Below are 20,723 nucleotides of genomic sequence, written 5' to 3'. Positions count from 1 at the left end.
CCTTGTTGCAATTGTAAATTCTTTTTACCTACCTTTGCGGTAATGAAAAGAAAGTTTGCAATATTTAACCTTGCACTTATGGCTGTTGTACTCCTTACAACTGCCTTTCAGTCTTTTCACGCCTTTAGCCACGAGCATTATGCTGCCGGGCATTACCACAAACATACCGAAGTATCTAAAACTGTAAAACAGTTTAGCGGAACAGACCACACACAACAGCACGACGATGACGACTGTTGTGTATGTAGTTTCCACTTCGACTTTTTTGTGGCACCACAGCAGTTTTGCCTAAGGCTTTATTTCCCTTATAAACAAATACACTACACTTTCAGCAGTATTGAAGGTTCTCCTTCATTTGCCGGAAGCCTTTTCGCACACCGCGGTCCCCCTCTTTCAGTATAAGCCTCCCCCCCGGCCCCTCTCCAATAGAGAGGGGAGTAACAGCACGTATTTAAACGTGACTTTATTCATTACTGAACTGAAATTATCATGCGATTTAATATACTATTGCTTTTTGCCCTGGTGGCAATGAGCAACAGCACCTATTCTCAAAGTACGCTTAGCGGAAAGGTGACTGATACCAAAAACCAGCCTCTGGACGGGGCTCATATACACATAGGCGAACGGCACGCCCTTAGCAATCCGGCTGGGACATACGAATTACACAATATCTCAAATGGACAACAAAGGGTTGTGATATCCTATATCGGGTATTCCGCTCTTGATACCATTATCGATATCCGAGAGGATATGGTGCTTAATGCCGTACTTAGGTACCAAAGCACCCAACTGGAAGAGGTGGTATTGAGTGAGTCAGCAAGAGTTTCAAAAAGTGCTGTTGTAAAGCAGGATGTAAAACTCATAACACTTGAAAAATATAGTAGTGCCACATTAGGCGATGCCTTAAAGGAAATACCGGGCGTATATTCCCTTAAAACAGGAAACAGCATTGTAAAACCCGTTATTAACGGACTTCACAGCAGCAGGGTTCCTGTTTTGGTAAACAATGTAAGACTGGAAGACCAACAGTGGGGTACAGAGCATGCGCCTAACCTGGATATCAACTCGGCAGGAAAGGTTTCGGTTATAAAGGGTGCCTCTGCCCTGCAATATGGCGGCGATGCTATTGGCGGACTTGTACTGGTGGAACCGGTATCGGTTTTAAAGGATACATTGTATGGCAGGTCAATCGTTTCATTAAATTCAAACGGTCGCGGCGGCAGTGTTACCAGCAGCCTGCATAAAGGTGCCGAAAAAGGCTGGGCGTGGAATGTGGGAGGAACATTCAAGTACTTTGGTGATCGTGAATCGCCCGATTATGTGCTCTCCAATACAGGCAACAGGGAAGGAAACTTTTTTGGTGACGTTAAGTACATAGCCAACACCTATGATCTTTCTGCTAGCTACAGTTTTTATAACGCCACCATAGGCATTGCTTCGGCTACACACATAGGTAGCACCGCCGATTTGGCAAACGCAATAAACAGCGGCATCCCGGCAGTAGTCAATCCGTTTACCTATACCATTAAAGCACCCAAACAGGAAATCCAGCATCATTTGGCTAAGCTCAACTTCAACACAGATCTTAGTCCGTTTTCAAAACTGGCACTTCAATATGCTTTTCAGCTTAACCACAGGAAAGAGTTTGACATACGCCGTGGTGACGACCGCAATAAAGCAGCCCTTGACCTCACCCTTATAACCCATTCACTACAGGCCGACTGGAAATACGAGAAAGATGACAATACACTTAAAAGTGGTGTAAGCTTCGCTATGCAAAACAACGAGGCGAGTCCTGATACGGGAATACGCCCTCTTATACCCAACTATAACCGTACCGATGCGGGCGCCTATGCTATAGCAGCACACCGCTTTACCAACAGCTTTAGTGCTGAAGCAGGTTTACGCTACGATTTCTCTCATGTAGATGCAGATAAGTTTTATCAGAAAAGCCGATGGACAAGCTTAGGCTACGAGGGGGAATTTGACAATTTTATAGTTGTCGATTATGGCACGCAATGGCTCACTAATCCAAAATTCACCTACAACAATATATCCGCCAGCTTGGGCATCAATAAGCAATTCAACCCTAACTGGGAATTGATAGCCAATGCGGGGCTGGCCATGCGTAATCCAAACCCATCAGAACTTTTTAGCGATGGGCTGCACCACTCTAACGGAACCATAGAACTGGGTGATTTACGTACTCAAAAAGAGGAATCTTACAAGCTATCAACAACACTTAAAAAACAGGGGAGCATTATTAGTTTTGAGATCACACCCTATGCTAATTTTATTAGCAATTTTATTTTCCTTAAGCCCACAGGGGCAGAGTACACCATACGCGGATCATTCCCTGTGTACCAATACATCCAAGATGACGCACTGCTTACCGGAGTTGATTTCCATTCGGATGTATACCTCGGTAAACATTTAAAATACAGCCTAAATATGGCTTATGTGCACGGCACCAACAGAGATACCGATGAACCGCTTATAGACATGCCGCCTTTTATTATGGATAATTCCCTCCTTTATACATTTAACGACAGGCATAATTCCTATTTGGAATTGAACAGTCAGGCAGTATTTAAACAAAACCGCTACCCCAACTATAATTTTTATGCCGATGTCCCCCAGGATGGCGAACTGGTTCCGGTATTGGTAGATGTAAGCACTCCCCCGCCGGGCTACCATCTGCTTAACTTCAGCTCAGGAATGGATTTCACACTGGGTAAAACCCTTACATCGGTAAGCTTTACCGTAAACAATATTTTCAATACTTCCTACAGGGATTACCTTAACCGTCAAAGGCTGCATACCGATGACATAGGAAGAAACTTTATACTACAGTTAAAATTCAATTATTAATCATAAAAACAAGTATCATGAAAAACTTAAAAATTTCATTATTAGCCCTAATTGCAACAGTGTCCTTTACCTCATGCAGCAGCGACAACGATGCTCTTGTTCCTGTAAATGAAGAAGAGGTAATAACAACCATTACAGCAACCTTTACACCGCAAGGCGGCGGAGAAACTATTGTACTTCAGTCACGCGATCTTGACGGTGACGGGCCTGATGCTCCAGTTGTAACCGTTTCGGGTGACTTTACAGCCGGCATTAATTATAATGGTACTGTTACTTTTTTAAACGAGCTTGCCAATCCTACGGAAGACATTACAGAAGAAATACATGAAGAAGGTGACGAGCACCAGCTGTTCTATCAGCAAAATGGTTTAGGCACATTTACTTATGCCGATGAAGATATAAACGGAAACCCTATTGGACTGCAGTTTACTTATCAGGCCAGTGCAACAGCAACTTCCGGCAACCTTACTATTACCCTTAGACATGAGCCAAATAAGGATGCGGAAGGTGTAAGCAATGGTATTATTACAAACGCAGGAGGCAATACAGATGCTACAGTTACATTCACGATAAACGTTGCACAACCGTAACTTTTTCATTGTGAACACCCTTATCAACAGGGTGTTCACAATTAAATAATTTTAAGTTAACATTTTATTTAAATATTCATTAATTTAGTTAAAATATTATTACTATCACCAAAACACTAAATTATGAATTCACAATTCACAAAGATTGTACGAATACTTTTAGGTGTTATCCTTTTGGTATTCGGGTTAAACAAATTCCATCCTTTTATCCCTCTACCACAACCTCCCGAAGCAGCCGCCAACTTTATGAACTCCCTTGCAGAAACAGGCTATGTTTTATACGTTGTTGCCTTTTTTGAAGTTGCTATTGGAGTTATGCTGTTAGCCAAAAAATGGGTACCGTTTGCCATACTGCTTTTAGCACCTATTTCGCTTAACATATTACTGTTCCACATGTTCTTAGATGTGCCGGCAATAGCAACAGCCATAGTGGTGGTAGCCCTAAACGGTATATTAATTTATAAATACCGTCAAAAATACAGCCCGCTGTTCAGCTGATAAGCCTATTTCCTTATTTTTGTGTATAATCAAATTAAGCCAGAATGAATAAAACGATTTTAGGCATGGCTTTGGCTTGCAGTCTTAGCATGAACGCACAAACACAAAACGGAGAGATTAAATATCCCGAAACAAAAAAAGGAAACCAGACAGACGATTATTTTGGCACTAAAGTGCAAGACCCATACCGTTGGCTGGAAAACGACCGCTCTGCAGAAACGGCAGAATGGGTTAAAGCTGAAAATGAGGTAACTTTTGCCTACCTGAAACAGATACCATTTAGGGAGGAGATAAAGAACCGTATGCAACAGCTATGGAATTATGAAAGGATATCGGCTCCGTTTAAGGAAGGCAATTACACTTACTATTATAAAAACGATGGTTTACAAAACCAGTCGGTACTATACCGCAGGGATGTAACCGGCGCTGAAGAGGTTTTTCTTGATCCTAACACTTTCTCTAAAGACGGCACCACATCACTTAGCGGCGTTAGCTTTACCAAAAAAGGTGATTTGGCTGCCTACTCCATTTCAGAAGGGGGAAGCGACTGGAGAAAAGTTTTTGTAATGGACACAAAAACCAAAAAACTTGTAGGCGAAACTTTAGTAGATGTTAAGTTTAGCGGCATTTCATGGAAAGACAGCGACGGATTTTATTATTCAAGCTATGAGAAGCCAACAGGCAGCGAACTTTCGGCAAAGACCGATCAGCATAAACTGTATTACCACAAACTGGGCACACCGCAAAAAGACGATAAAGTAATTTTTGGCGACAAACAAAAAAGAAGGTATGTGGGTGCTAATGTTACCGAAGATCAAAAGTATCTGGTTATATCGGCAGCAAACTCTACATCAGGTAACGAACTTTATATTAAAGACCTTACCAAAGCCAACAGCCCTATAGTAACCATTATAGATAATTTTGATACCGACACACATATTTTAGACAATGAGGGCACAAGATTAATTATCGCTACTAATTACAATGCTCCTAACAACAGGATAGTTACAGCAGACGCTTCTAACCCTGTACCTTCCAAATGGAAAGACCTTATTCCGGAAACGAAGAATGTATTAAGCCCTTCAACAGGTTCAGGATATATTTTTGCAGAGTACATGAAAGATGCAGTTTCGGTTGTGGAGCAATACGACTATAACGGAAAACTTGTGCGCAATGTAGAGCTACCTGGTATTGGTTCTGCCGGAGGATTCAGTGGCAAAAAAGATGAAAAGATACTTTACTATTCATTCACAAACTACATCACTCCGGGCACTATATACTCATACAGCCCTGCAACAGGAGAATCTAAAGTTTACCAAAAACCCAAAGTAAACTTTAACAGCGACGATTATGTATCAAAACAGGTATTTTATACTTCTAAAGACGGAACTAAAATACCAATGATAATAACCCACAGAAAAGACCTTGAACTTAACGGCCACAACCCAACCATACTATACGGTTACGGAGGGTTTAATATAAGCCTTACGCCATCATTCAGCATTACTAATGCCGTATGGATGGAAAACGGCGGTATTTATGCTGTGGCTAACCTGAGAGGTGGTGGCGAATATGGCAAGGAATGGCACGATGCAGGAACCAAGACAAACAAACAAAACGTGTTTGATGACTTTATTGCTGCTGCAGAATACCTTATTGCCAACAACTATACTTCATCGGATTACCTAGCCATAAGCGGAGGTTCTAACGGAGGATTATTAGTAGGTGCTACCATGACACAGCGCCCTGACCTTATGAAGGTAGCTTTACCGGCAGTAGGTGTACTGGACATGTTGCGTTACCATACCTTTACCGCTGGTGCGGGATGGGCTTATGATTACGGAACGACAGAAGACAGTGCTGAAATGTTTGAATACCTAAAGGGTTATTCTCCGGTTCACAATGTAAAAGAAGGCGTTCAGTATCCTGCTACACTTATTACAACTGGCGACCATGACGACCGAGTGGTTCCTGCACACAGTTTTAAGTTTGCAGCACAGCTACAGGCGAAACAAAAAGGACCGAATCCAGTATTAATACGCATTGGTGTTAATGCCGGACACGGGGCAGGAAAATCGATAACACAAATGATTGAAGAGTATTCCGACATTCAGGCTTTTGCCCTTTATAATATGGGAGCAGAACCTAAGCGTAAATAGAAAAAATTTCGTTTTGTCATTTTGAGCGAAACGCAGTGAAGTCGAAAAATCTCGTAAAACTGAAAATAGAAACTTCGCCTATCGTCGAAGTGACATAAAAAAAGACCTTGCTCTAGCAGGGTCTTTTTTTATAACAAATATCCTACTCCTATCCTTCCGTAGTAAAAACCCTGTATAACATTATTGGTAAGCTCTTTCCCCTGATAGTTGAACGAGAAGGAAAGGTTCCAGCTGTTTTTGCGGTACATCACTCCGGTTTCGGCTTCAAAACGCCACGGTATAAGCGGAAACGTTACGGGGCTGTCATCGTTAAACAGGCTACCCTGTATAGTAGCATCATATATCTGGTAATTTACCTTAGGGCTTATAAAAAGAAAAAACTCACGGGTTTGGTCACCGCATGTACTCCCCTCGCTTAAAGTAGCGCCATAGAGTGTGGAATCATATACCGGCTTTAGTGGTCTTTTAAAACTGATACGCATCATTGGTCCGGCAGTTATTCCCGTAAAAATGGTTCCTGCTTTAGCCTTTGCCAAAATATGCAGATCTACCTTTTCATGCAATTGCTTAGCAAGCACTTTATGGGAATAAAATGCCCCTACCTGAACCCCGAGTGTAGTATGTATCTGGTATTCCCAACCCCTCACTTTAGGGTAATTAAATACATTGTGCAGCCCTTTTTGAAAAGCTTCTGCAAGGGATTCTTTACCTACAATACCCAACTCAAAATTGAGTTTCAATACACTTTCGCTTTTATAAAAAACATTGGCACCTGCCTGAGCAAAAAGATAACCTGCAAATGGCCTGTCATGCACGTTAATATCCTCAGCCTTTACACTCTGCGGATTGTACATGTACTGCCCCGCTTTTACTTCGCCAATAACCTTAGCGACCTTTTCGTCTCCGGTATAGGCCAGGTAACGGTAAAAAAATTCTATTCCGTTTGTGTAGTAGCGATCGTGTTTAAAGGAAGTATACAGGTCGTTATCGGATATAAGGCCAATTTCTTTGGGCTTTTGCGCAAACAAAGACCCAAAACATAAAAGAAGCGGTAATAGCAGCCTTTTATTTCTCATCCTTTGCTTCCGCGTTATAATCAAGTTGAACATAACGCATAAGCCTTACAATCTTCCCTTTTCTCCTGTTTATGTATCCTGATGAATTTGTAGCCTTGTATTTAAGCGGATTAGGTAGTATCGCAGCTATACCCGCAGCCTCATAAGCCGTAAGGTTTTTAGCATCCTTATGGTACCAGTGCTGTGCCGCTGCCTGAACACCATACACACCGTCGCCCATTTCAATACTATTAAGGTATACTTCCATAATACGCTCCTTGCTCCAAAGCAGCTCTATAAGCATTGTAAAATAGGCCTCAAGCCCCTTACGCACATAGCTTCGACCCTGCCATAAGAAAACATTTTTTGCCGTTTGCTGGCTAATGGTACTTCCGCCTTTTATTTTTTTTCCCTTCTTATTGCTTTCATAAGCCTTTTGCATCGCCTTAAAGTTAAAGCCATTGTGCGTAAGGAAAGTATCATCTTCACTCGCAATTACCGCCTTTTGCATGTGTACTGAGATTTCGTCTATAGATACCCAGTAGTGGCTGCTATGCATTTCCTTTCCGTCGGCTTTTTGCTCAAAAGCACGAATAACCATTAACGGAGTACACGGCACAGGCACAAACCTGAACAGCAAAACAGAGAATACCGAAAGTGCAACAAACCAAAGGAATAATTTAAAAAGGAAGCGGAATATTTTTCGCAGCATAAAACAATAGTAAAGATGATTGATATAGCGAAATTACAAATTAGTTAGCAATGACAATATGCTTATCCTATTGATTAGTAAAATATTTACATTTGTTAAAACTGTTATTATGTAAACATGAAACCCTTCATAACTGAAAGACTTATACTAAGAGAGCTATCTGTAAATGATGCATACTATTTTTATTTATTAAATGAGGATACCGAAGTTTTACAATATACCGGAGACATCCCTTTTGAAAATTTAGAAGCTGCGAAACAATTTTTGGCAGAATACGACCAGTATAAAAGATATGGACTAGGCAGATGGGCCGTAATCCGGAAAGATGACAATGCTTTTTTAGGATGGTGCGGATTAAAATATTCTTCAGATAAAAATGAATACGATATTGGTTTCCGTTTTTTCAGACACTATTGGAACATGGGATATGCCACCGAAGCAGCTAAAAAATGTATTGAAGTAGGATTTAATAAATTTAGAATTCCAATTATTATAGGAAGAGTAATGAAAAATAACAGCTCCTCAATAAGAGTTTTGGAAAAAATAGGCCTAACAAGAACAAAAGATTATGATTTTGACGGCCATGAAGGATATATTTATCTGATAAAAAGAAGCCTTAAACCAAATCAGCCAGTTCAGCACCAATAAGGCTTCCTATAGCCACACCCATCCCGCCAAGCCTTACGCCGCAGTAAACGTGTTCTGAAACCTTTTCCACTATAGGTTTTTTATGACTACCCATACCCATAATACCGCTCCAGCGATGGGCAATGGTAAAGTCTGTATTTGGTAATATGACTTCTTTCAGTAATTGTTCCAGACGGTTTTGTATCAGGTCGGTTTCCCCAAACTCGGTAGTGGTTTCACCTTCAAAGTCAAGGTTTCTTGCCCCGCCAAAAAGAATGCGGTTTTCAATATTCCTAAAATAGTAATAACCTTTCTCAATATGGAAAGTTCCGCGAATATCAAGGTTTTGTATAGGCTCTGTAATCAGCACCTGAGCACGCGCAGGTTTTACAGCATGATCGGTAAGTTCGGAAGCAAAACCATTGGTAGCAAAAAGCAGCTTTTTGGTATTAAAAGAAAAACCGCCGATATTAACCTGAACATGGTCGGCCCTTTCATGCCATCCTGTTACGCCGTGGCTGTTAAGAATATGAATATTACTTGCTGCAGCTATTTTTAAAAGTGCCTGCATCATGTTTCCGGTATCAATTTGCCCCTCAAACGGATTAAAGATAAGATACTCCTTTATCCCTTTAAAGTCAAAACGGTCTATCTCCTTTGCAAAAACATCATTCTTAAATAACGGGCGAAGCACATCATTTATAAACGGCAGTTTGCGCAGGCATTCCTCATAACCATCGGTATTATCCTCAAGAAAAAGTTCATATCCTCCGTACGGTTTATAATCCAAAACGCCATCGCCCAAACGCCTCCTTAAAAGCTTAAGGCCGTTCCATCGTTTATGGATAAGATGTACAACATCCTCTTCGGTATGATTGTTAAGGTCTTCTATAATTTCAGAGATACTGCCAAAGCAGGCAAAACCGGCATTTTTTGTACTGGCGCCCTGCGGAAGGGGGCCCTGCTCTAAAATTACAATCTTGCTGTCAGGAAAACGTTCACGAAGGCGAAGCGCGGTATGCAATCCTACTATGCCGCTACCTACCACAGTGTAATCTACACCTGTGTACCAGTTTTTAATTTCCCAATAGCTAAGGTTCATAATTAAAAGTCGCCGTGCTTTTCTGCCTCTTCTTCTGCTTCTTTTTCGGTAACCTTTTTACCTTTAAGTGCATTAAGTACAAGAGGTACTGTTGTAACAGCAATAATTATTAGTATTATATATTCTATATAAGACTTAAGGTCTATATTAAGTTTTGCAAGGAACAGCTCATACAGGTAGTGTCCTGAAAATATAAGCGTAAACGCCCATAATATGGAGCTTATTATATTATAAACCATGAACTTTTTACGGTCCATTTTTACTATACCTGCTATAATAGGTGCAAATGTCCTGATGATAGGAAGGAAACGGGCAAAAACAATAGCCCTGCCCCCGTGTTTTTCAAAAAAGTCGTGCGACTGGTACAGGTATTTCTTCTTGAACCAAAAAGTATCCTTTTTGTTATAAAGGTAATTTCCGCTCTTGGCACCAAACCAATAGCCAAACGTATTACCCACTATACCGGCACCCGCAACAAGGAGCGCGAGGATAACCACATTTAAAAAGTCGCTTTCTATATTAAACAGGGTACCCATAAGTTCCCCGCTGTAAATCCCTGCAAGGAATAAAAGGCTGTCGCCGGGAAGGAAGAATCCGGCAAAAAGGCCGGTTTCGGCAAAAACAATAAAAAGCACCACATAGATACCTACTGGTACTCCGCCAATTTCAAGGTTAATATAAAACTCAGGATTTAATAACTGTGTCCAGTGAAAACTGTCCATATTTCTTTAATAATTATAATCGTTACCGTAAAAATTTTGTGCTTTTAAGCGCCTCCTTCATTTACCAAAAACCCGTACGATTTCATCAATAATCATACCTGATATGCGGTGTTCATTTTAAGTCCGTGAAAATAGCTATATTTTTTCAATCCTGCGTTCTCTTAATGTTTTTAAACAGTTCTTTTATGCTTTTTTCAAAGATTTAACAATACATCGTCCGCTTTATTGCTACTCTAACAAAAATTTACTCCTTTTTATAAATTTACCCTATTAAATAAAATCCTTACTTTTAGGGCCTCTTAACAGAAAAAACAATGAAAAAACTACTTATTTTAACCTTAAGTGTTATGGGATTAACCGCTACGGCTCAAGACCACATGACTCCAGAATTGCTTTGGAAACTGGGCAGGATAAGCCCTTTAGGTATTACTAAAGACGGAAAGAATATAATCTACAAGGTATCTACCCCGGATGTTGACGAAAATAAATTCAACTCTAAGTTTTATAGTATTCCGGTTAACGGAGGCGAGGGCAAGGAAATTGAAGATTATAAGAACCTGCTCAAAGACCGTAATGTATCACCGGATGGAAAGTACGTTTTAGGCAGCCAGGAAATTAAGGTTGAAAAAGTAAATGGTGGAGATTATTACCCCGAGCTGGATAAGTCTACCGTACAGATATATGACGGACTGGACTATCGCCACTGGGATACCTGGAACGAGGGAAAACACAATCACGTAGGTTATTCCCCTGTAGACAATGCCGATAATTTTACCGATATAATGAAAGGAGAGCCTTATGATTCACCACAAAAACCTTTTGGAGGTGAAGAGGATTATACATGGACCCCTAACGGAAACATTGTTTACGTTTCTAAGAAAAAGGCAGGAACAGCATATGCCACAAGTACCAATACTGACTTGTATGAGTATGATATGGCCACCAAAACCACTAAGAACCTTACACCTAACAATCCCGGATATGACACTCAGCCTGCATTTTCTCCTCAGGGAGATTTAACATGGCTACAAATGAAGCGTGACGGTTATGAAGCGGATAAGAATGACATCATCGTTCGCCATAAAGGCGCAGATATCAATCTTACTGCTGGTTGGGACGGGACTGTAGATTCTTTCACATGGAGTGCAGACGGCAAGAAAGTATATTTCCTTGCACCTATAGACGGAACAAAACAGCTTTTTGAAGTTAACTTCCCGGGACTTACTAGAATTGCCGTAAGGGTTACCCAGCTTACAGATGGTTACTGGGACGTAAACAGCATCATCGGTTTTTCAGACAACAATATCATAGTTACAAGATCTGACATGAACCATGCTAACGAGCTTTACAGTTACAACCTGAAGAAAAAGGACTGGAAACAGCTTTCGCATGTAAACGATGCCGCTTATTCTAAAATAGCTTTAAGCAAAACTGAGAAAAGATATGTTACCACTGCCGATGGCAAAAAAATGCTGGTATGGGTAATACTGCCTCCTAACTTTGATGCAAACAAAAAATATCCTACCCTGCTTTACTGCCAGGGAGGACCACAGTCTGCCCTGTCACAATTCTATTCTTTCCGTTGGAACTTCCAGGTTATGGCTGCACAGGGTTATGTTATAGTAGCCCCTAACAGAAGAGGTATGCCGGGCCACGGTGTTGCATGGAACGAAGCCATAAGTAAAGACTGGGGTGGTGAGGTTATGAACGATTACCTTGCAGCTATAGACGATGTTGCTAAAGAACCTTATGTAGACAAAAACCGTTTAGGGGCTGTAGGTGCCAGCTACGGAGGATATTCTGTATTCTATCTTGCAGGTATCCACAACAAACGTTTTAAAACCCTTATTGCTCATGATGGTGTATTTAACCTTCAAAGTATGTATGGCACTACCGAAGAGGTTTTCTTTACCAACTGGGACGGCGGCGGAGCTTACTGGGAAAAGGATAATGCCGTAGCGCAAAAAACATTCTCTCAGTTTAATCCAATAAACAATGTAGACAAATGGGATACTCCTATCCTTATATTCCAGGGCGATAAAGATTTCAGGGTACCTATCGGGCAGGGACAGGAAGCCTTCCAGGCAGCACAGCTTAGAGGCATAAAAAGCCGTTTTATAGTTTTCCCTGACGAAAACCACTGGGTACTAAAACCACAAAACGGAATGGTATGGCAACGCGAATTTTTTAAATGGCTTAAAGAAACCTTGTAAAAAACGTAACATTTAGATAATTTTAGCGACTATTTAAAAATAAAAATCAAATTACTACTTATGTATAAATTTTCAGTTAAACCAATTCTTGCAGCAACAGTGCTGTTGGCAGGTATGAATGCCGGGTTTGCACAGGATTACCTGGTTAACTCGTTAAAAAACAACCAAAGTGAAAACAGTAAAGATTCTTTTCAGTTTACCGAAGTAATAAACATTGAAAATACGCCGGTAAAAAGCCAAGGGTCTTCAGGTACGTGCTGGAGTTACTCTGCAAACTCTTTCCTTGAGTCAGAAATGATAAGGATGGGCAAAGAGCCTGTAGAGATTTCTCAAATATATACTGCACGTAATGCTTATATTGAAAAAGGAAAAAACTATGTACGTATGCATGGTGCTATTACCCTTGGTGATGGTGGTGCGCTGCACGATGTAATAAACATGTACCGCAAATACGGTGCGTTACCACAAAGCGAATATACCGGACTAAACTACGGTACTACTAACAACAAATTTGCAGAAATGCAAACTATGGCCCAAGGTGTTCTTGAAGCTGCCGTTAAAAATCCTAATGGAGAACTTACACCAAACTGGATTAAGGCTTACACAGCAGTTATCGACTCTTACCTTGGTGAGGTTCCTGAATCATTTAAATACAAAGGAAAAACATATACTCCGCAAACTTTTGCTAAAGAGGTTATAGGTATCAATGCCGATGATTATGTGGAAATTTCTTCATTTAAAGAACACCCGTACTATACTAAATTCACTTTAATGGTACCGGACAACTGGTCTCTTGATCAGGTTTACAATGTAAAAATGAACGAGCTTACCGATATTATAGACAATGCCCTTAAAAAAGGTTACTCTGTAGCCTGGGCTGGTGACGTTAGTGAAAAAGGTTTTAGCTGGAAAAACGGTGTTGCTTACATCCCTTCAAAAGAATTTAGTGATATGACTCCACAGGAAAGAGAGGAGATATTTAAAGGTCCTAAACCTGAAATGGAAATCACAGAAGATTTGCGTCAGGCGGCTTTTGACAACTACAACACTACCGATGATCATGGTATGCACATTGTTGGTATCACTAAAGACCAAAACGGTAAAGAGTACTACATCATCAAAAACTCTTGGGGTGCTACAAACGACTACAAAGGATATATGTATATGACTAAAAACTTTGTAAAGTATAAAACTACTGCTATCCTTCTTCACAAAGGAGGGGTTCCTTCATCTATCGCTAAAAAATTAGACATTAAGCAATAATTGCTTAATTACAGGATATAACTAAGCCCGAAGCAATGCTTCGGGCTTTTTGTTTATAATAAGTTCAAATTACACATTCCCGTAGCAGGAGCGGGTTAAACCGCTATCTTTATACTTATAATCACAGCACATTCAAACACGCTAAAAAATACTATTTTATGAGAAGAGTATTTATTCTTTTTACAATTACCTCCTTATCCATTATTGCATTACTTACCTACATTAACTGGAAATCCATTTTACTGTTACTTATTTTTCTCCCGCTTATATTAATGGGGCTTTACGACATGTACCAGTCTAAAAAGACTATCAGACGTAACTTCCCTCTTTTAGGAAGGCTACGTTATGTATTGGAATCCATAGGACCTGAAATGCGCCAGTATTTTATCGAAACAGATCTTGACGGAAAACCCTTTAACCGTCTGCAACGAAGCTTGGTTTACCAGCGTAGTAAAAAGGAACTTGACACCATGCCATTTGGTACCCAGCTTAATATTTATGATATAGGCTACCAATGGATAAACCACAGTATAAATGCCATCCCTTTTGCCGATATAAACTTTAGCCCAAGGGTAATTATTGGTTCCTCGCAATGTGAAAAACCATATTCAGCAAGTCTTTTCAACATTAGCGCCATGAGCTATGGCTCATTAAGTAAAAATGCAATACTGGCACTAAATGCCGGTGCCAAAATAGGCGGCTTCTACCATAATACCGGCGAAGGAGGATTATCACCTTACCACCTTAGTGAAGGTGGAGACATAGTTTGGAACATAGGTACCGGCTATTTTAGCTGTCGCGATGGTGAAGGCAAATTCAACTATGACGAATACGCCAAAAGAGCCGCGCTAGATTCGGTAAAGATGATTGAGATAAAATTCTCTCAGGGCGCAAAACCCGGACATGGCGGAATATTACCTAAAGAAAAGGTTACCGACGAAATTGCCGCTATTCGCATCGTTAGTAAAGGTCATGATATAGTATCGCCTCCTTATCACTCGGCATTTACAACTCCATTAGAACTTATGGACTTTGTAAAGCTTCTCAGAAAAGGATCCGGAGGAAAACCGGTAGGCATTAAAATATGTATTGGCAACAAATCAGAGTTTATTTCTATTTGTAAAGCCATGGTTGAAACCGGAACCTATCTCGACTTTATTACCGTAGACGGTGGTGAAGGAGGAACAGGAGCTGCCCCTCAGGAATATTCAGATCACGTAGGGATGCCGCTTCGTGACGCACTCGCTTTTGTATATGACTGTCTTGTAGGTTTTGGCATAAAAGACCAGATAAAGATTATTTGCAGCGGAAAGATTGTTAGTGGATTTGACATCATTAAAACGCTTGCGACAGGCGCAGACTTGTGTAATTCTGCCAGAGGAATGATGTTTGCCCTGGGATGTATTCAGGCTCTAGAATGCCATGCCAACACATGCCCTACCGGAGTCGCTACACAGGACCCTGAACTCGTTAAGGGACTTGTACCTCAGGAAAAGAAACATCGTGTAGCAAGCTTTCAGCATGAAACGGTAAAAAGTGCAATGGAACTAATGGCTTCTGCCGGATTAAGACACCCTGACGAAGTAGACAGAAGTGTTGTAAGTATGAGAACCGACAGGACAAAGATCGAAACATTCCTTGAGACCTATCCTGAGCCAAATAAAGGCTGTATGATAGAAGAATCAACCGTGCCGCCAGCATTCCTTCATTTTTGGAAAAAAGCCTCAGCAGAACGCTTTTAAATAAAAAAATCCCGAAGTTGGACACTTCGGGATTTTTCTTTCTATTGCTTTTTAATTCTTAAGCTGCTTCTTTTACAACTTTTAAGCCTCCTGTTGATCCGGAAACCCTGCTAAGCCTTTTAATAGCCATATCGGCAAATTTCTTAGCATCCTTCTTGTTATCTACAGACACCCTAACCTTTACATTTTGACCTCCTCTTAGCTTTATCAGCACATAATAACTCTTCTCTGCCATTACAACAGAAAAAACAGATATACCAATAGCAACAAAAGAAAGTAAGATGAACATGGCTCCGTCAAGCATAGCGCGTTGCAGGTAAAGCAAAACAAAAATACTTGATGGCATTAGTGCCCACATAACAGACTTTAAGCTGACGTTAAAGCCAAACTTAATTTTCTTGATCTCTTTAAATTCAATTTCCTCTTCCCTGTGTGCAGAGGCAAGAACGATTTTGTCATTAAAAAGTTTGCCGCAGCTGTTATTGAACAGCGGCATTTCTAACTTTTTCATAGGTTTTTTATTAGTTTTTCTCTTTCATTTACAAAAGTAACACCTTGTGGTCAAAAAACCCTAATGAAATCTTAAGATTTTTATAACGTTAAAGTCCAATCTAAATAGTAGATTACGCGTGACTCCCGTTTTTATAGGCTTTCTATGAAAGGTATCTATTTTTTAACTATGTTAAAGTTTTGTTAAAATTACAAATCTGTTACTTCTTTATACACCCTGGCATTAGAAGAACGGTTTGCAACATAAATTTTATACTGTGACGCATTAAGAACTGATTTCAGTTTTTCATCCCTTTCTTCATCATATACTTTTTTCTTTTTTGCCTTTTCAACGGTAGTAGCTCCCGGGTTATCGGTCACCTTTTGAAGGTAGTCCTTATTAATTGCCAAAACCCTGGTGTATTGACCGTCATTTAAAGAAAGTTGAGACTTCATGTGAGCAGTTACTTTTACTGCACCTTCCTGTACTTTATCCTGAGCATTTACAGCAACTGTAAACACTAAAAAAAGCGCAAGTGTAGTGATAAAGCTTCTTAAGCTTTGTGTGAATTTGTTTGTCATGGTTGGTTAATTTTTTAGTTAATGCATTCTAATATAGAAAAATTGATACCAACATGAAAGCACATAAAAAAGGCCTGCAATTATGCAGGCCTTTTCCTATTTATTATTTAACTACAAAATTAATTTGCAGGCTCATTCATTTTGAAACTCTCCATGAATTTAGTTGTATAATTACCCGCTACATAATCCGGCTCATCCATCAGTTGTCTGTGGAATGGTATAGTAGTTTTAATACCTTCAATAACGAACTCATCAAGAGCACGCTTCATTTTGTTTATAGCCTCTTCCCTTGTTTGGGCAGTTGTTATAAGCTTAGCAATCATTGAATCGTAGTTAGGCGGAATTGTATAACCAGAGTATACATGAGTATCTAAACGTACACCGTGACCTCCCGGCATGTGCAGGGTAGTAATTTTACCTGGTGACGGTCTAAAATCATTATAGGGATCCTCTGCATTAATACGACATTCTATTGAGTGAAGTTGCGGAAGATAGTTTTTACCTGAAATAGGCACACCTGCAGCTACTAGTATCTGCTCACGGATAAGGTCATAATCAATAACCTGCTCTGTAATAGGGTGCTCAACCTGAATACGGGTATTCATCTCCATGAAGTAGAAGTTTCTGTGCTTGTCTACAAGGAACTCAACTGTACCTGCACCTTCATACTGAATGTATTCTGCCGCTTTAACAGCCGCTGTACCCATAGCCTCACGAAGCTCGTCTGTCATGAATGGAGACGGAGTTTCTTCTGTAAGTTTCTGGTGACGTCTTTGTACTGAACAGTCTCTTTCTGAAAGGTGACATGCTTTACCAAAAGAGTCTCCTACAACCTGAATCTCGATGTGTCTTGGCTCTTCGATAAGTTTTTCCATATACATACCGTCGTTACCAAAAGCAGCACCAGCCTCTTGCTTAGCACTTTCCCATGCTTTTTGCAGGTCTTCGGCTTTCCATACAGCTCTCATACCTTTACCACCACCACCGGCAGTAGCTTTAAGCATTACAGGATAACCAAATTCTTTGGCAAGTTTTTGAGCATGCTCAAAAGACTCAAGAAGTCCGTCAGAACCTGGCACACATGGTACGCCTGCAGCTTTCATGGTAGCTTTTGCAGTCGCTTTATCACCCATTTTTTCAATCATCTCAGGAGAAGCACCAATAAACTTAATACCGTGCTCCTGGCATATTTTAGAGAACTTTGCATTCTCTGAAAGGAAACCGTACCCAGGATGTATTGCATCTGCATTTGTAATCTCTGCAGCAGCAATAATGTTAGACATTTTAAGATATGATAAATTGCTTGGTGCAGGACCTATACATACAGCTTCATCAGCAAATTTTACGTGAAGGCTTTCTGCATCAGCAGTAGAATATACTGCTACGGTCTTGATGCCCATCTCCCTGCAGGTTCTTATTACACGTAGTGCAATCTCTCCCCTGTTTGCAATTAATATTTTTTTAAACATCGTTTGAAATTTTAAATTGAACTGTAAATTTTAAATAAAGCAAATGAGGAAGTTTCTTCCTCATTCGTATATCAGTATCTAAAATTCCTTATGACGGATCAACTAAGAATAAAGGCTGATCGAACTCAACAGGTGAAGCATCGTCAACTAACACCTTAACGATTTTACCTGAAACTTCAGATTCGATTTCGTTGAATAACTTCATAGCCTCGATAACACAAACAACATCTCCTTTAGAGATTGTGCTTCCTACCTCAACAAACGGAGCTTTGTCCGGAGAAGGTTTTCTGTATAAAGTACCTATAATAGGCGATTTTATAGTTATATATTTAGAATCGTCTTCAGCAGCAGCAGCTGGTGCAGCAGGAGCGGCAGCCGGTGTAGCGGCAGGCGCCGGTTGATGCATTACCTGAGGAGCCGGTTGTCCTACAGGAACGTGCTGTACATAAGTAGTAGCTGCTTCTGCACCTGCTTCTGTAGTTTTGATGGTGATTTTAAAATCATCCATTTCTAATTTTACTTCGGTAGCACCGGATTTTGCTACAAACTTAATTAGGTTTTGAATTTCTCTAATATCCATAATTTCCGAATTTTGTTTAGTTTGTTCTATTTTTTATCGTAGGCCCATTTAAGATAAATTGAACCCCATGTAAAACCTCCTCCAAAAGAAGCAAAAACAAGGTTATCGCCTTTCTTCAAAAGGTGTTCAAAATCGTTTAAAAGCAAAGGTAGTGTTGCTGATGTTGTATTACCGTATTTTTCGATATTAATCAGCACTTTAGATTCATCCAGGTTCATTCTTGATGCAGTGGCATCAATAATTCTTTTATTTGCCTGGTGGGCAATAAGCCAGTCTACATCATCGTGAGAAAGATTATTGCGTTGCATTATCTTTTCACTTACGTCGGCCATGTTAGATACCGCATACTTAAACACGGTCTTACCGTCCTGAAAAACATAATGCTGTTTGTTTGCCACAGTTTCTGCAGACGGAGGAAGTAAAGACCCTCCCGCATCAATTTTAAGATATTCACGACCAATACCGTCGCTTCTTAAATATTCATCCTGCAAACCAAGACCTTCTTCATTTGGTTCAAACAATGCAGCACCTGCACCGTCTCCAAATATAATACAGGTTGCCCTGTCTGTATAATCTATAATAGATGACATTTTATCTGCCCCTATAAGAAGTACTTTTTTATACCTGCCGCTTTGAATATAAGCTGCAGCGGTAGACATACCGTATAAAAAGCTGGAGCATGCTGCCTGCAAATCATATGCAAAGGCATTAACAGCGCCTATTTGTGAAGCCACATAAACCGCAGTGGCAGCCACAGGCATATCAGGAGTTGCTGTTGCAACAAGAACCATATCAATGTCCTCCGGTTTTGTTCCTGATTTTTTCAGCAGGTCTTCTGCTGCTTTTATAGCCAAAAAGGAAGTCCCTTTATCTTTATCTTTAAGTATACGCCTTTCTTTAATACCTGTACGGGTGGTAATCCATTCGTCATTAGTATCAACCATAGTTTCCAGAACTTGGTTAGAAAGGACAAAATCTGGCACATAAGCCCCTACAGCTGTAATGGCGGCTGTTATTTTATTCATAAGGATAAATTATTTCTATTCAAATCCGGGATTTGAAAAAGTGGTGGAAATTACAAAAAAAATATAAAATCGCTTGTAATAATCCTCCTTAATTTCAAATAGATTGCGTTTAACAAAAAAACTCTCACTATGTGAGAGTTTTTCTCTTATATCTTAACAATTAAGCAACCGCTTCCTGCTTGTCTATTACTACCTGTCCTCTGTAGTACATTTTACCTTCATGCCAGTATGCTCTGTGGTATAAATGTGCTTCTCCGGTTACTGGACATGTAGCAATTTGAGGAACAGACGCCTTATAGTGTGTCCTTCTCTTGTCTCTTCTCGTTTTCGAGGTCTTTCTCTTAGGATGTGCCATTTTACTATATTATTTATCCGTTAATAGTTTTTTTAATTGATCCCAACGGGGATCTGTATTATCTTCTTTTTTATGTTCTTCTTTGGGAGCAAGCTCCTTCAGTTTGTCTAAAATTTCGGCGTTTAGCGTACCGTCTTTAATTCCCGGATGAATTCGTTTTGAAGGAACCGAAAGCACAATCATTTCATAAATGTACTGGCTTACATCAACCTGATACTCACCATGTGGCAATACCAGCATCTCTTCATTCTCATCATTATACTCATCCCCAAATTTCACTATGAGGTTAAGCTTACCTTTTACAGGTAAATCAAAATCTTCATTAGAAAGGTCACACGGCACATTTACAGTACCTTTATGCTTAAACGTTAACTCAAGCATTGTGCTCTTTTTCTCCAGAACTAAATTTACTTTAACATTTACGTCGTTAAACTCTTCAAAGTTAAAGTCATCAAAGAACGCTTTTCCTATCTCAAATTCAAACTGATGCTTCCCTTGTTTTAACCCGGCGAACTGGATTAAAAATTCTTTATTCACTTTCATGTGTAGCAATTTTTAGATTTCACATGAATTTACGGATTATATACCATCTACACAACCCCAACTCACTTCATCACAACAGTTTTGAGCGTGCAAAGATATAAAATTATTGTAAATCCAAACCTGTTA

The 20,723-nt window shown here is 40.0% G+C and carries 20 protein-coding genes; 9 read left to right on the top strand and 11 right to left on the bottom strand.

The genetic code is table 11. The annotated features are described in order from the left end of the window. The first annotated feature begins 42 nt into the window (after positions 1-42). The 5 genes from NU09_RS14690 (at position 43) to NU09_RS14670 (ending at position 6,118) form a co-directional block, all read left to right on the top strand. Entirely contained in the window at positions 43-402 is a 360-nt protein-coding gene (locus NU09_RS14690; protein ID WP_129752059.1) for a hypothetical protein, read from the top strand. 87 nt (positions 403-489) lie between these two features. Then, positions 490-2,871 (top strand): TonB-dependent receptor, encoded by a 2,382-nt coding sequence (locus NU09_RS14685; protein WP_129752058.1) that lies wholly within the window; start codon positions 490-492, stop codon positions 2,869-2,871. Between the two features lie 17 nt (positions 2,872-2,888). Beyond that, the gene (locus NU09_RS14680; protein WP_129752057.1) at positions 2,889-3,461 is read left to right on the top strand and encodes a type 1 periplasmic binding fold superfamily protein; all 573 of its coding nucleotides are present in this window, start codon (positions 2,889-2,891) and stop codon (positions 3,459-3,461) included. Positions 3,462-3,584: 123 nt separating this feature from the next. Next, positions 3,585-3,959: a DoxX family membrane protein gene (locus NU09_RS14675; RefSeq protein ID WP_129752056.1), complete on the top strand. Its 375-nt coding sequence runs from the start codon at positions 3,585-3,587 to the stop codon at positions 3,957-3,959. Between the two features lie 65 nt (positions 3,960-4,024). Next, entirely contained in the window at positions 4,025-6,118 is a 2,094-nt protein-coding gene (locus tag NU09_RS14670; protein WP_242501886.1) for a prolyl oligopeptidase family serine peptidase, read from the top strand. A gap of 128 nt (positions 6,119-6,246) precedes the next feature. On the opposite strand, the gene NU09_RS14665 is transcribed toward NU09_RS14670, so the two are convergent. Both NU09_RS14665 and mtgA read right to left on the bottom strand, forming a co-directional pair. Further along, on the bottom strand, positions 6,247-7,194 hold the full coding sequence (locus tag NU09_RS14665; RefSeq protein WP_129752054.1) for a lipid A deacylase LpxR family protein: 948 nt from the start codon (positions 7,192-7,194) through the stop codon (positions 6,247-6,249). Further along, positions 7,184-7,885: a monofunctional biosynthetic peptidoglycan transglycosylase gene (gene mtgA / locus NU09_RS14660; protein ID WP_129752053.1), complete on the bottom strand. Its 702-nt coding sequence runs from the start codon at positions 7,883-7,885 to the stop codon at positions 7,184-7,186. The genes NU09_RS14665 and mtgA overlap by 11 nt, the downstream gene beginning before the upstream one ends. A 117-nt stretch (positions 7,886-8,002) precedes the next feature. Between mtgA and NU09_RS14655 the strand changes: the two genes are divergently transcribed. Beyond that, a complete protein-coding gene (locus NU09_RS14655; protein WP_129752052.1) occupies positions 8,003-8,533 on the top strand; it encodes a GNAT family N-acetyltransferase in 531 nt (176 codons plus the stop codon). On the opposite strand, the gene NU09_RS14650 is transcribed toward NU09_RS14655, so the two are convergent. Both NU09_RS14650 and NU09_RS14645 read right to left on the bottom strand, forming a co-directional pair. Next, the gene (locus tag NU09_RS14650) at positions 8,502-9,614 is read right to left on the bottom strand and encodes an NAD(P)/FAD-dependent oxidoreductase (RefSeq protein ID WP_129752051.1); all 1,113 of its coding nucleotides are present in this window, start codon (positions 9,612-9,614) and stop codon (positions 8,502-8,504) included. The two genes, NU09_RS14655 and NU09_RS14650, sit on opposite strands and share 32 nt — an antisense overlap. A 2-nt stretch (positions 9,615-9,616) precedes the next feature. Next, on the bottom strand, positions 9,617-10,336 hold the full coding sequence (locus tag NU09_RS14645; protein ID WP_129752050.1) for a DedA family protein: 720 nt from the start codon (positions 10,334-10,336) through the stop codon (positions 9,617-9,619). Between the two features lie 314 nt (positions 10,337-10,650). On the opposite strand from NU09_RS14645, the gene NU09_RS14640 reads away from it, so the two are divergent. The 3 genes from NU09_RS14640 (at position 10,651) to NU09_RS14630 (ending at position 15,554) form a co-directional block, all read left to right on the top strand. After that, positions 10,651-12,549, top strand: a complete 1,899-nt coding sequence (locus NU09_RS14640; RefSeq protein WP_129752049.1) for a S9 family peptidase — start codon at positions 10,651-10,653, stop codon at positions 12,547-12,549. A 60-nt stretch (positions 12,550-12,609) separates the two neighbouring features. Then, positions 12,610-13,812, top strand: a complete 1,203-nt coding sequence (locus NU09_RS14635; RefSeq protein ID WP_129752048.1) for an aminopeptidase C — start codon at positions 12,610-12,612, stop codon at positions 13,810-13,812. Positions 13,813-13,970: 158 nt separating this feature from the next. Beyond that, entirely contained in the window at positions 13,971-15,554 is a 1,584-nt protein-coding gene (locus NU09_RS14630; RefSeq protein WP_129752047.1) for an FMN-binding glutamate synthase family protein, read from the top strand. Positions 15,555-15,612: 58 nt separating this feature from the next. Here the strand turns inward: NU09_RS14630 and NU09_RS14625 are convergent, their stop codons facing one another. The 7 genes from NU09_RS14625 to NU09_RS14595 form a co-directional block, all read right to left on the bottom strand. Then, entirely contained in the window at positions 15,613-16,065 is a 453-nt protein-coding gene (locus NU09_RS14625) for a hypothetical protein (protein WP_129752046.1), read from the bottom strand. 188 nt (positions 16,066-16,253) lie between these two features. Continuing rightward, positions 16,254-16,625: a hypothetical protein gene (locus NU09_RS14620; RefSeq protein WP_129752045.1), complete on the bottom strand. Its 372-nt coding sequence runs from the start codon at positions 16,623-16,625 to the stop codon at positions 16,254-16,256. A gap of 119 nt (positions 16,626-16,744) precedes the next feature. Then, positions 16,745-18,094: an acetyl-CoA carboxylase biotin carboxylase subunit gene (accC, locus tag NU09_RS14615; protein WP_129752044.1), complete on the bottom strand. Its 1,350-nt coding sequence runs from the start codon at positions 18,092-18,094 to the stop codon at positions 16,745-16,747. A gap of 88 nt (positions 18,095-18,182) precedes the next feature. After that, a complete protein-coding gene (gene accB / locus NU09_RS14610) occupies positions 18,183-18,674 on the bottom strand; it encodes an acetyl-CoA carboxylase biotin carboxyl carrier protein (protein WP_129752043.1) in 492 nt (163 codons plus the stop codon). Between the two features lie 26 nt (positions 18,675-18,700). Further along, positions 18,701-19,699, bottom strand: a complete 999-nt coding sequence (locus tag NU09_RS14605) for a beta-ketoacyl-ACP synthase III (RefSeq protein WP_129752042.1) — start codon at positions 19,697-19,699, stop codon at positions 18,701-18,703. 160 nt (positions 19,700-19,859) lie between these two features. Beyond that, positions 19,860-20,054 carry a 50S ribosomal protein L32 gene (gene rpmF / locus NU09_RS14600; protein WP_082482157.1) on the bottom strand — a complete coding sequence of 65 codons (195 nt, stop codon included), beginning with the start codon at positions 20,052-20,054 and terminating at the stop codon, positions 19,860-19,862. Positions 20,055-20,063: 9 nt separating this feature from the next. Continuing rightward, positions 20,064-20,597 carry a YceD family protein gene (locus NU09_RS14595; RefSeq protein ID WP_129752041.1) on the bottom strand — a complete coding sequence of 178 codons (534 nt, stop codon included), beginning with the start codon at positions 20,595-20,597 and terminating at the stop codon, positions 20,064-20,066. Positions 20,598-20,723 lie beyond the last annotated feature (126 nt).

The sequence above is a fragment of the Flavobacterium beibuense genome, assembly GCF_004151245.1.
In the GTDB taxonomy this organism is placed as follows: domain Bacteria; phylum Bacteroidota; class Bacteroidia; order Flavobacteriales; family Flavobacteriaceae; genus Flavobacterium; species Flavobacterium beibuense_A.
Note: the sequence above shows the minus strand (reverse complement) of the source record. Positions and strands in the feature narration are given on the sequence as shown.